9 protein-coding genes, 1 tRNA gene and 1 other RNA gene are annotated in these 11,846 nt (G+C 75.9%); 5 read left to right on the forward strand and 6 right to left on the reverse strand.

Annotated elements, in window-relative coordinates:
* Positions 1–197: 197 nt before the first annotated feature.
* Positions 198–2,339, reverse strand: a complete 2,142-nt coding sequence (locus HNR12_RS16370; RefSeq protein WP_308251277.1) for a DNA polymerase III subunit gamma and tau — start codon at positions 2,337–2,339, stop codon at positions 198–200.
* A gap of 145 nt (positions 2,340–2,484) precedes the next feature.
* Positions 2,485–2,580, reverse strand: an RNA gene (gene ffs, locus HNR12_RS16375) — signal recognition particle sRNA small type.
* 131 nt (positions 2,581–2,711) lie between these two features.
* On the opposite strand from ffs, the gene HNR12_RS16380 reads away from it, so the two are divergent.
* Positions 2,712–2,796, forward strand: a tRNA-Ser gene (locus HNR12_RS16380).
* Between the two features lie 75 nt (positions 2,797–2,871).
* On the opposite strand, the gene HNR12_RS16385 is transcribed toward HNR12_RS16380, so the two are convergent.
* The 4 genes from HNR12_RS16385 to HNR12_RS29555 all read right to left on the reverse strand — a co-directional run bounded on the left by HNR12_RS16385 (position 2,872) and on the right by HNR12_RS29555 (position 7,367).
* Positions 2,872–4,503: an aromatic amino acid ammonia-lyase gene (locus HNR12_RS16385; protein WP_218901953.1), complete on the reverse strand. Its 1,632-nt coding sequence runs from the start codon at positions 4,501–4,503 to the stop codon at positions 2,872–2,874.
* Entirely contained in the window at positions 4,500–4,826 is a 327-nt protein-coding gene (locus HNR12_RS16390; protein ID WP_179768299.1) for a hypothetical protein, read from the reverse strand. The genes HNR12_RS16385 and HNR12_RS16390 overlap by 4 nt, the downstream gene beginning before the upstream one ends.
* A gap of 196 nt (positions 4,827–5,022) precedes the next feature.
* Entirely contained in the window at positions 5,023–6,087 is a 1,065-nt protein-coding gene (locus HNR12_RS16395) for a beta-ketoacyl synthase N-terminal-like domain-containing protein (protein WP_179768300.1), read from the reverse strand.
* Positions 6,087–7,367 carry a cytochrome P450 gene (locus HNR12_RS29555; RefSeq protein ID WP_179768301.1) on the reverse strand — a complete coding sequence of 427 codons (1,281 nt, stop codon included), beginning with the start codon at positions 7,365–7,367 and terminating at the stop codon, positions 6,087–6,089. The genes HNR12_RS16395 and HNR12_RS29555 overlap by 1 nt, the downstream gene beginning before the upstream one ends.
* A gap of 128 nt (positions 7,368–7,495) precedes the next feature.
* Here HNR12_RS29555 and HNR12_RS16405 point away from each other — a divergent pair, with 128 nt between their 5' ends.
* The 4 genes from HNR12_RS16405 (at position 7,496) to HNR12_RS16420 (ending at position 11,801) form a co-directional block, all read left to right on the forward strand.
* Positions 7,496–9,079: an acyl-CoA synthetase gene (locus tag HNR12_RS16405; protein ID WP_218901954.1), complete on the forward strand. Its 1,584-nt coding sequence runs from the start codon at positions 7,496–7,498 to the stop codon at positions 9,077–9,079.
* Positions 9,080–9,195: 116 nt separating this feature from the next.
* Complete coding sequence (locus HNR12_RS16410) at positions 9,196–9,681, forward strand: MarR family winged helix-turn-helix transcriptional regulator (protein ID WP_179768303.1); 486 nt, start codon at positions 9,196–9,198, stop codon at positions 9,679–9,681.
* Positions 9,682–9,759: 78 nt separating this feature from the next.
* On the forward strand, positions 9,760–11,265 hold the full coding sequence (locus HNR12_RS16415) for a DHA2 family efflux MFS transporter permease subunit (protein WP_179768304.1): 1,506 nt from the start codon (positions 9,760–9,762) through the stop codon (positions 11,263–11,265).
* A 50-nt stretch (positions 11,266–11,315) separates the two neighbouring features.
* On the forward strand, positions 11,316–11,801 hold the full coding sequence (locus tag HNR12_RS16420) for a TIGR03618 family F420-dependent PPOX class oxidoreductase (RefSeq protein WP_179768305.1): 486 nt from the start codon (positions 11,316–11,318) through the stop codon (positions 11,799–11,801).
* Positions 11,802–11,846 lie beyond the last annotated feature (45 nt).

Raw genomic sequence — 11,846 nt, forward strand, 5'->3', positions numbered from 1 at the left:
CGACTTCGCGCACGGCGGACACGGCGCCACGGCGGGGTGTGCGGGCCGGCGCCGCGCCGGACCGGCCGCGGCCTCGGGCGCGTCGGAGGCGGGCGCGGCGGGCGGCGCCAGGGGGATTCGGCGACGTGTCGGCGGACCGACATGCCGCCGAGTCGACAGCGCACCGCGTCCGGGGCACCCCGGAGCCGGCGGATGTGTCAGGACGCGGTGTGGTCGATCTCGTTGATGATCTTGCCGCCCAGTTCGGTCTCGATCAGCGCGAAGCCCGACATGCTCCGCCCGCCCGGTCCCGCGGAATCGGCGGCCCGCGGCTCCGCCGGCGCGGCCGAGGCCGCAGCGGTGGGCCGGCCGGCCCCGGGGTCGGGCCCGGTGGAGGCACCGAAGTCGGAGTCGTCGGGCGGCGGGGCGGCCGCGTCCTCGTAGGGGTCGGGCGGCGGCTCCTGCTGGTGCGGCGCCGCGGGCGGGCCGGGCGGCCGCTGCGCGGCGGACGGGCCGCCGGGGGCGCCGGGTTCGGGCGCGGGCCGGGTGGGCGCCGGGGGCGCGGGGTCGGGCTCGGGCGGGGTGTCCCATCCGGCGGGCTCGGCGGCGGGCGGCGGAGGCGGAGGCGGCGGCGCCGCCGGGCGCGGCGCGGCGGGCGCGCCCCCGGCGGGCACGGCGGCCACCCGGACGTCGGCGCCGAGGACCCGCTTGACCGCCTGGGCCACGACCTGGTCGCTGCCGCTGTTGGAGAACCCCTTGGCGTCGTTGGGCCGGGTGAAGCCCAACTGGAGGAGGTTGCCCTCGACCCCGACGGGCTGGACGTCGCTGCCGCTCAGCACCATCCAGGTGAAGCGGCGGATGCCCTTGACGGTCTCCATGACCTGCGGCCAGGCCGCCTGCACGCGGCCGAGGTCGACCGGCCCGCCGCCGGGCGCGGGGCCGCGGGCGGGCTCGGGCGCGGCCGCCCGGCCCCGCGCGGCGGGGGCGGCCGACGCGGCGGGCGCCGCGGGCGCGGAGGTGTCGGGCCAGTCGTCGGCCGGCGCGGGCCGGGGCCGGGGCTCAGCGGCGGGCGCGGGCTCGGCGGGGCGTGCGGCGGGCGCGGGATCGGGTGCCTCGGGCGGCGCGGGCCGCGGCGCCACCGGGGCGGCCGGGACCGGCGCCGCAGCGGCGGGCGCGGGCGGGCCGCCGGCGGCCAGGCGGCGCTCGACCTGCTCCAGGCGGGCCAGCAGCGCACCGGAGTCGTCGCCACCCGGGGCCGCGGCGCCCGGCAGCAGGATCCGCGCGCACATCAGCTCCAGCAGCAGCCGGGGCGAGGTGGCGCCGCGCATGTCGGTCAGCCCCTGGTTGAGGATGTCGGCCGCGCGGGTGAGGCGGGCGGGGCCGATGCGCTCGGCCTGCTCGCGCATGCGGTCGACGGTGTCGGGGGCGACGTTGATCAGGCCCTTGTCGAGGGCGTCGGGCACGGCCGCGAGCACCACGAGGTCGCGGGTGCGCTCCAGCAGGTCGGCGGTGAACCGGCGGGGGTCGTGGCCGCCCTCGACCACGCGGTCGATGAGCCCGAAGACGGCCGCGCCGTCGCCCGCGCCGAGGGCGTCGACCATGTCGGCGAGCAGGCCGGCGTCGGTGTAGCCGAGCAGCGCCACCGCGCTCTCGCGGGTGATGCCGTTCTCGTCGGAGCCGGCCAGCAGCTGGTCCAGGATCGACAGGGAGTCGCGCGCCGAGCCCGCGCCCGCGCGCACCACCAGCGGCAGCGCGGCGGGGTCGAAGGGCACGCCCTCGTCCTTGAGGATCTCCTCCATCAGCTCGCGCAGCGTGCTCGGCGGGATGAGCCGGAACGGGTAGTGGTGGGTGCGCGAGCGGATGGTGCCGATGACCTTGTCGGGCTCGGTGGTGGCGAAGACGAACTTCAGGTGCGGCGGGGGCTCCTCGACCAGCTTGAGCAGCGCGTTGAAGCCCTCGCGGGTCACCATGTGGGCCTCATCGATGATGTAGACCTTGTAGCGGGAGTTCACCGGCGCGAAGAAGGCGCGTTCGCGGAGGTCGCGGGCGTCGTCCACACCGCCGTGGGAGGCGGCGTCGATCTCGATGACGTCGATGCTGCCGGGGCCGTCGGGCGCCAGCGCCACGCAGGACTCGCACGTGCCGCACGGGTCGGGGGTGGGCCCCTGCTCGCAGTTGAGCGAACGGGCGAGGATCCGCGCGCTGGAGGTCTTGCCGCAGCCGCGCGGGCCGCTGAAGAGGTAGGCGTGGTTGATCCGGCCGTTGCGCAGCGCCTGGCGCAGCGGTTCGGTGACGTGCTCCTGCCCGCGCACCTCGCCGAACGTCGCGGGCCGGTACTTGCGATACAGCGCGATGCTCACGGCGCGCTCACTGCTCCCTCCGCGGACCGGCGCGTTGCGGCCATCGGCACGACGGGTTGTGCCCGGGCGGGTCCGCGTTCCCATTCAACCCTGTGCCTGCGACAGCCCGCACGGGTTGGCGGCGGTGCGGCGGGGGCGGACCAAAGAAAAGGACCCCCCGCGCACCCGCCAGAGCTTACTTATCCTTGCTGCCTTCCGGCCCTGGGGAGGTTCATAAGGTGACGCCGCACGAGGGGTCTGCCGCCCAGTCTATCCGACCCCCGGGCCGCGCGCGCACCACCGCGCCCCGCGCCCGCGACCGCCCGCCGGAGCGCTGGTCCGAGCCCCGCAATCCGTTCGCGGCACCCTTCGGCGACATGTAGCATTGTCCGTGGAGGATTCGCCTAGTGGCCTAGGGCGCACGCTTGGAAAGCGTGTTGGGGGCAACCCCTCACGAGTTCGAATCTCGTATCCTCCGCCGCCTGTGACCAGGCAAGAGGAAGGCCCCGACCGGGTGCGCGGTCGGGGCCTTCGCCTTGTCTCGGGTCCGGTCTCAGCCGCCCGCCGGACGCCCGCCCGCCTCGGCGGCCCACGGCTGCCCCGCCTCCGCCGAGGGCTCCAGCGGCTCCCAGGTGTCGAGCAGGTCGGCGGTGGTGCGTACCGCCTGGGCCCAGGTGGAACCGGCGGCGACGGCGGTGTCGAGGGCGTCCAGGAGTTCGGCGCACCGGGGGGCGCTGGGCCGGCGCGCGCCGACGCGGGCGGCCTGGGCCAGGGCCACGGCGAGAGAGCCGTGCAGCAGCCGCAGCGTCCGCGCCTGTTCCAGCGCGGTGATGGCGGCCTGGGTGCCGAACGGCACGACGTCCTGGTTGTGGTGGTTGGTGGGAATGCTCTGCATGGCCGCGGGGACGGCGGCGCGGCGCATGGCGACCACGAGGGACGTGGCCGCGAGCTGGACGCCCTGGACGCCGTGGTCGCGCCCCGGCTGCTCGGCCAGCATCGGGTTGAGTCCGCCGTTGCGGCGGGGGTCGATGAGCAGGTCGAGTTGGCGTTCGGCGAGGTTGCCGAGTTGCGCGGCGGTGATGGACATGAGGTCGGCCGCGAAGGCCGCCTGCTGCCCGAAGAAGTTGCCCCCGTGGCGGATGAGGTCGCGTTCGGGGATGAAGAGCGGGTTGTCGCTGACGCCGTTAAGGTCGTCGGTGACGACCCGGCGGGCGTGCCGCAGGCTGGTGGCGGCGGCTCCGATGAGGTGCGGCGCGCACCTCAGCGTGTACGGCTCCTGGAGCGCGCGCTCCCCGCCGGGGCGGTGGCCGGCCAGGTGCGCGCGGAGGTCGGCCGCCTGGCGCGCGGTGTCGTCGTGGCCGAGCGCGGTGAAGAGTTCGGGGGCGGCGAACTCGGTCCGGCAGCCGAGGATGTCGGCGAGCAGGGCGGTCAGCGCGGTGGCGGAGGCCAGCGAGCGCGTGAGGGCGGCGAGTGCCAGACCCGCCGCCGCGGCCGTGACCGGCGTGCCGTTGACGAGTCCGAGCGCGTCCCGGCCGCTGAGGGACAGGGGCTGCAACCCGGCCTCGGCCAGGGCCCGGCCGGCCGGCATCCGGACGGCGCCGAGGTAGGCGTCGCCGCGCCCTTGCAGGGACCGGACGGCGTGGGCCATGGGGGCGAGGTCGCCGCTGGCGCCCACCGAGCCGTACTCGGGTACGGCGGGGGCGAACGGTGTGGCGAGCGTCGCGCTGAGGGCGTCGACGACCTCCAGCGCCACCCCCGACCGGCCGTGGGCCAGGCTCCACAGCCGGGCCAGCAGCGCCGCGCGGGCGACGCCCGGCGGGAGGTCGGCCCCCTGCCCCACGTCGAGGTGGCAGAGCAGGTTCTCGCACTGGTCGGCCGCCTCGTCCCGCCCGGAGAAGCCGACCAGGGGACCGAACCCCGTGGTCGCGCCGTAGATCTCGCGCCCCTCGGCGAGGCAGCGGTGCAGGTAGTCGTGGCACCGCGCGACCGCGGTCCGGGCGCCCTCGTCAAGGCGGACCAGAACGGGGTCGGCCGCCGTCTCCAGTGCCTCGGGGGTCAGGATCGCGGGGAAGCCAAGCTCGGCCGTGGTGGTCCGGGCCTGCGGGGTCATGGTCATGAACAGCCTCTTGCGGTCGTCGGTGGAGACGGCGAAAGTGTGGTCGTGCGGTCGGTGTGCGGGCGTCATCGCCCACCGGCGAGCAGGCGGGCGGTGGCGGTGCCCGGCGCGGCCCCGCCCGGATCGACCGCCACGGCCAGGACGCGGTCGGCGTCCCCCGAGGCGAGGACGCGGGCGGCGGTGGCATCCGCGGCGTGCTCGGGCGGGCCGATGGCGAGCGTGGTGATGAGCGGCCCGGTCAGGCCCCAGACGATGCTGAGATGGCCGAGCGCGGTGCTGGGCACGTTCTGGAACAGCAGTTCCCGTGCGACGGGCTGACGCCGCGCCACCGCGTCGTCGATGGCGGCCTGTGTCGCCACGTCCCCCCGGGTGGCCGCCAGCACGAGCGCCATACGCCGTCCCGCCTCCGGCGGCACCGGCGGTGCGCCGTAGTGGGCGCCCAGGCATCTTTCGGCGGCGGCCACGATCAGGGGGCCGAACGTGGACGCCTCGAACCGGGGAAGGCGGGGCAGCGGCTCCGACGGGGAGCCGGGGGGTGGCCACCGGGCCTCTGACCGCACCGTCAAGTGCATGGCACGCCTTTCGGTTTCACGACTTCGCAAGGAGAAGGACGGAGCTGACACCGCCGAAGCCGGTGTTCAGGCTCAGCGCGTGGTCGGCGCGCGGCTCGCGCCCCCGTTCGAGGACGAGGTCGAGGGGGCAGTCGCCGTCGGGACCGAGGTGGCCGGCGTTGACGGGGAGTTCGTTGTGCCGCAGCGCCAGCGCGCAGACGACCAGCTCGACCAGGCCGGACGCCTCCAGGCAGTGGCCGTGCAGCGCCTTGGTGGAGCTGACCGGCACCTGGGCGCCGTAGGGCGCCAGGGCGCGCAGGACGGCCGCGGCCTCTCCGGCGTCGAAGGCGGGGGTCGCGGTGGCGTGGGCGTTGACGTAGCCGACCCGGTCGGGTCCGACCCCGGCCCGGCGCAGCGCCGCCGTGATGGCGGCGGCGGGCCCGGCGCCCTCGGGGTGGGGCCGGCAGACGTGGTGGGCCTCGGCCGCGTTGCCCCATCCGGCGACGCGCAGCCAGGGCCGTACGGCTCCGGCGCGCTCCACGACCACGGCGGCGGCGCCGTCGCCCAGGACAGGGCCGTCGCGCCCCGCGCTGAACGGCCGGGCGACACCGTCGGGAGCGAGGATGCCCGCGTCGTCGAAGGCGGCGAACATACTCGCGTCGACGAAGCTGGCGCCCGCCACGACGACCCGGTCCTCGGTGCGGTCGGTGACGAGCTGGGCGGCCTCGGCCACGGCGGACGAGGCGGCCGCGCAGGCGGCCGTGTGGACGGTGCGCACCTCGCGCAGCCCGCAGGCCGCCGCGAGCCGAGTGGCGCGGTCCGCCGTGTCGGCGCCCGCGTGCACCGCGAGGACGAGCGGCGCCTGCCGGCGTTCGGCGGGCGAGAGGCGGGCCTGGTCGCAGGCGTCGTCGATGAGGCGCGCCAGCTCCGCGAACGTGTCGGGGGTGCCGGGCACGGTGCACGCGTCGTGCGCACGGTGGCGTGCGGTGTCGAAGCGGGTGACGGCGCTGGTGGCGGGCTTCTGGGAGAGCAGGCCGTCCCACAGCGCCTCGGGGCCGCTGCCGTAGGCGGTCAGCACGGACAGGCCGGTGACGCGGGCCATCAGACGGCCGCTTCCACGGCCGGGCGGCGGGGCGGTTGCGGTTCGAAGGCGACGGGGAGCTCCTTCAGCCCCGCGGTGACGTGCAGGTGGGAGAGCGGGCCGAACGAACCCGGCTGCCAGGACAGATTCTCCAGGGGCTGGGTGGGGACGAGTCCGGGGAGTCGGCGCAGCACGGCCTCCAGCGCGGTGCGGCACAGCAGCACGGCCAGACGCGTACCCAGGCAGTAGTGCGGGCCGTGGGCGAACGCGAGGTCGTGGTCGACCCGGCGGGTGAGGTCGAGCCGGTTGGGGTCGCGGAAGCGCTCGGGGTCCCGGTTGGCGAGCGCGAGGTGCAGGACCACCGCGTCGCCGGGCGCGAGCTCCACGCCCCCCAGCTCGGTGGGCTCGACCGCGAAGCGCGGCATGGTCACCGCGAGCGGACTGGTGTAGCGGAGCAGCTCGGACAGCCCGGCGACGGCGGCGCCCGGGTCGGAGAGGAGCTCGGGGCGCTGCCACAGGCAGTACAGGCTCGTGGTGAGGAAGTCGGTCACCGGTTCGTAGGCGGCGACCAGCAGGATGAAGAGGGTGGAGGTCACCTGGCCGTGGTCGAGGCCCGCGGAGTCGGCGCGGGCGATGATCTCGCTGATCGGGTCGGGGCCCGGGGCGCGCCGCTTGGCGGCCACGAGGTCGCCGAGGAGGGCGCTCATGGCCTCCCGCTCGGCGCCGTACCGCTCGCGTTCGGGCGACCCGGCGGCCGAGAACACCGGCGCGGGGGACCACCGCGGAAGCCGCAGCACCCGGCGGGTGAACTCCGGCGGGTAGCCGTAGAGCTCGGTGACCACCCTGACCGCGAAGGGGTGGGCGAAGTCGTGGACGAGGTCGGCGCGCCCATGGCCGCTGACGAGGTCGAGCTGGTGCTCGGCCAGCCGCGCGGCGTGGGCGGCGGCCTCCCGCAGCCGATCGGGGCCCAGCGCCGGGGCGGCCAGCGCGCGGAGCCGGCGGTGGTCCTCGCCGTCGGCGTTGAGCATGCTGCGGACGATGGAGCCGGTGGTCCGCGGGTCGGTGAAGTGGAGGTAGCGCTCCCAGCGCTCGCCGCCCCGGACGACGGGTTTGCGGAACGAGGGAGCCGTGAGAGCGCTCCGCACGGCGTCGTGGCCGGTGGCCACCCAGACCCGGGAGCCGTCGGGAAGCGGGGCGCGCCACACGGAGGGCTCCCCGCGGGTGTCCACCTCTTCCGCCGCGGGGCTGAGCCGCAGGCGGACGTCCATCAGGAGCGAAGTGCCCGGTCCGGCAGTTGCCACAGCCCTCTCCCCCAGTCGTGAGAGCGTAAAGTAATCACCATGGCACTATACGTGATCAGACGTGGCCGCGGCGTCTCCTCTCGCGGTACGGGCGGGCCGATTCGGCGGAAGGCGGCACCGTGTACGACATGAGCGTGGGGTCCTGGGCCGAGCGGCGGGCCAGGCGCACTCCGCACCGCACCGCGCTGATCCACCGCGACTCCGCCATCGGCTACGCCGCGATGTACGGGCGCGCCCGCCGCCTGGCCGGCGTCCTGCGCGGCCGGGGCGTTGGGCGCGGCGACCGGGTGGCCTTCTTCGGACCCAACCAGCCCGCCTACTTCGACGCCTTCTTCGCCGCCGGCCTGCTGGGCGCGGTGTTCGTACCGCTCAACACCCGCCTGGCGGCCCCGGAGATCGCCTTTCAGCTGGCCGACTGCGGTGCCCGCGTCCTCCTGCACACCGGTGCCGCCTCGGCGCTGCCGGCGCCGCCGTCCGGACCTCCGAGGCTCCGGCTGGACACACCGGACCTTGCGGACCCGCCGGCGCCCTCCTCCGCCCCGGCGGCCGCGGAGCCCGTCCCGCCGGACGCTCCCTGCGTCATCCTCTACACCTCGGGGACGGCCGGCCGGCCCAAGGGCGCCGTCCTCACCCACGCCAACCTCACCTGGAACGCCGTCAACATGCTGGTCGACACCGACCTGACGGCCGGCGAGGTCGCCCTGGTCGCCGCTCCGCTGTTCCACGCCGGCGCCCTGGGGATGCTGGCCCTGCCCGTCCTGCTGAAGGGCGGCGCCTGTGTCCTCATGGACGCCTTCGACGCCGGCGAGGCCCTCCGCCTCATCGAGCGGCACCGCGTCACGGCGATGTTCGGCGTGCCCACCATGTACCACCGCATCGCCGGGCATCCCGCCTGGTCCAGCGCCGACCTGTCGTCCCTGCGCACCCTGGTGTGCGGCGGGGCTCCCGTGCCCGAGGACCTGGCGGATGTGTACGCGCGCCGGGGCGTCCCCCTGCGCTGGGGCTACGGGCTGACCGAGGCGGCGCCCGGCGTGCTGCTCGCGGACGGCGCGGGAGCGGGCGGCACGGGCGCGGGCGCGGAGCCGCCGGCCGGACTCGGCGGCCTGCCCCACATGTTCACCGACGTCCGCGTGGTGCGGCCCGACCTCACCGAGGCGGCCCCCGGTGAGACCGGCGAACTGCTCACCCGCGGCCCCAACGTCATGGCCGGGTACTGGCGCCGCGCGCAGGAGACCGCGGCGGCGTTCGCCTCCGGCTGGCTGCGCACGGGCGACGCCGCCCGCGTGGCCCCCGACGGCACCGTGCACGTGGTCGACCGCGTCAAGGACGTGATCATCTCCGGCGGTGAGAACGTCTATCCTGCCGAGGTCGAACTCGCGCTGCTGCGCCATCCCGACGTCGCCGACTGCGCGGTCATCGGGGTGCCCGACCCCCTGTGGGGCGAGGTCGGGCACGCGGTGCTGGTGGCCGCGGCCGGCCGCCGCGTCGATCCGGCGCAGGTGCTCGCCTCGCTGCCCGGGCGGCTCGCCGCCTACAAGATCCCCCGCTCCGCCGTGGTCGCGCCGGCGCTGCCCCGCAACGGCACGGGCAAGCTCGACCGGCGCTTGGTGGCGGCGGCCTACGGCGCCGGCGCTCCGTGGGCCGAGGGGGCGACCGGGCGCGCCGGCCAGGCGGCCCCGGAACCGCGCTCGGCGGCACCCGAACCCCCGTGACGCCTGCCGGTGCCCGGCTGCGGCCGCCGGGCACCGGCAGGCACGCCCGCGCCGGTGCGGCGCCGTCCGATCCGTTGGCGATAATCCGCAACGGACCGGATTGCTAGGCTGAGGCCATGACCGCCATGGCACCTCCCAACGCCGAGCCCGACCTCTCCTTCCTGCTCGACCACACCGGGCACGTGCTGCGCTCCCGCATGGCCGCCGCCCTCGCCGAGATCGGGCTGACCGCCCGCATGCACTGCGTGCTGGTGCACGCGATCGGGCAGGAGCGCACCCAGGCCCAACTCGCCGAGATCGGCGACATGGACAAGACCACGATGGTGGTGACCGTCGACGCCCTGGAAAAGGCCGGGCTGGCCGAGCGGCGGCCCTCCAGCACCGACCGGCGCGCGCGGGTCATCGCCGTGACCGACGCCGGCGCCGAGATCGCCCACCGCAGCCAGGAGATCGTCGACCGGGTGCACCGCGAGGCCCTGGAGTCGCTGCCCGAGGACGAGCGCACCGTGCTGCTGCGCGCGCTGGAGCGGCTGACGCGGGGCCACCTGGCCGAGCCCGTCGAGCAGCCGCAGCCGGTGCGCCGGGCCCGCCAGCGGACCTAAAAAAGATCCGCAATAGATCGTCTGCAACAAAACATTCTGCTATGGTTCTTCTCGTCACCACCGAGGACGGGGAGAGCAATGACCGCCACCGCCGCGTTACCCACCACCGGCACCACCGCCGGGTCCGGCACCGCTCCGGCCGCGCGCCGGCGCTGGATCGCCCTGGGCGTCCTGTCGTCGGCGATGCTGATGTCGGTCCTGGACGGCAGCATCGTCACCGTCGCGCTGCCGGCCATCCAGAGCGACCTCGGCTTCTCGGCCGCCGGACTGAGCTGGGTCGTCAACGCCTACCTGATCGCCTTCGGCAGCCTGCTGCTGCTCGCCGGGCGGGTGGGCGACCTGGTCGGCCGCAAGCGGGTCTTCCTCGCGGGCATGGCGCTGTTCACCGCCGCCTCGGTGCTGGCCGGCGCCGCCGGCACCCCGGCCGTGCTGATCGCCGCCCGCCTCGCCCAGGGCGTCGGCAGCGCCCTGGTCTCGGCGGTCGCCCTGGGCATCCTCATCACCCTGTTCACCGATCCCCGCGAACGCGCCCGCGCCATCGCCGTCTTCAGCTTCACCGGCGCCGCGGGGGCGTCCATCGGGCAGGTGCTGGGCGGCGTGCTCACCGACGCGCTCGCCTGGAACTGGATCTTCTTGATCAACCTGCCGATCGGCGTCGCCGCGATCGCGGTCGCACTGCCGGTGCTGCCCGCCGACCGGCCCGCCGCGCGCGACGGCGGCGCCGACGTGCTCGGCGCGCTGCTGATCAGCTCCGGGCTGATGCTCGCGATCTACACCGTGGTGCGGATCGAGGGCCACGGCTGGGCCTCGGGGTCCACCCTGGGCCTGGGCGCGCTCGCGCTGCTCCTGCTGGCCGGGTTCGTCGCCCGCCAGGCCACCGCGCGCACCCCCCTGATGCCGCTGCGGGTGCTGCGCTCGCGCAGCGTGTGGGGCGCCAACCTGGTGCAGGTGCTGATGGTGGCCGCGCTGTTCTCCTTCCAGGTGCTGGTGGCGCTCTACCTCCAGCGGGTCCTGGACTACGGCGCGACGCTGACCGGCGTGGCCATGCTTCCCGCCGCCGTGGTCATCGGCGTGGTGTCGCTGGTCGTGGCGCCGCGCCTCATCGCCCGGTTCGGCGAGCGCGCGGTCCTGCTCACCGGCCTGGTGCTGCTGTTCGGGGTGCTGGCGCTGCTGGTGCGGGTGCCGGTGGAGGCCGACTACGCCACCGACCTGCTGCCGGCCATGCTGCTGGCCGCCGGGTTCGGGCTGGCGCTGCCCGCGCTCACCGCCCTGGGCATGTCCGACGCCCGCGAGGCCGACGCCGGACTGGCCTCGGGCCTGTTCAACACCACCCAGCAGATCGGCATGGCGATGGGCGTGGCCGTCCTCTCGACCCTGGCTGCCGCCCGCACCGGCGCCCTGGCCGACGCGGGCGCCGACACCGCCACGGCCCTGACCGGCGGCTACCACCTGGCCTTCGCGGTCGGGGCGGGCCTGATCGCCGCCGCCTTCGCGGTCGGGGCGGGCCTGATCGCCGCCGCCTTCGCGGTGGCGTTCACGGTCCTGCGCCGCCCCGGCGGCGCCTCGGCCGCTCCGCGCGGCTGACCCCATCCACTCCCGTTCCCCGTCCCCGCCCTTTGACTGGAGCCACGACCATGGACGACACCACCACCGCATCCGCCCCCGCCGGCCCGGCGCCCCGGGTGCTCACCGACGAGGAGCTGTCCCGGCTGCTGAGCGAGCAGCGGTTCGGCGTGCTGGCCACCGTCAAGAAGTCCGGCCACCCGCACATGTCCACCGTGCTCTACCACTGGAGCCCGCAGGAGCGGGTGGTCCGGGTGTCGGCCACGGCCGACCGGCTCAAGGTGCGCCACCTGCGCCGCAACCCCCGGGCGGCCGTGCACGTGAGCGCGGGACCGTGGGCCTTCGCCGTGGCCGAGGGCGAGGCCGAGGTGTCGGCGGAGACCACCGCTCCCGGCGACGCGGTCGGCCGGGAACTGCTGTCGCTGATCCCAGCCCTGGACGGCCCCGAGGCCGAGGCGGCGTTCCTCGCCCAGCAGGTGGCCGAGCGCCGCGTGGTCATCCGCGTCCGCGTCGACCGTTTGTACGGCACGGCCCTGGACGTCGCCGAAGAGGGGTGATCGCCCGCGGCGCGCCGCCGGCCGGCTCCTCCACGCCGGCCGACG

This window comes from Streptomonospora nanhaiensis (assembly GCF_013410565.1).
GTDB classification, from domain to species: domain Bacteria; phylum Actinomycetota; class Actinomycetes; order Streptosporangiales; family Streptosporangiaceae; genus Streptomonospora; species Streptomonospora nanhaiensis.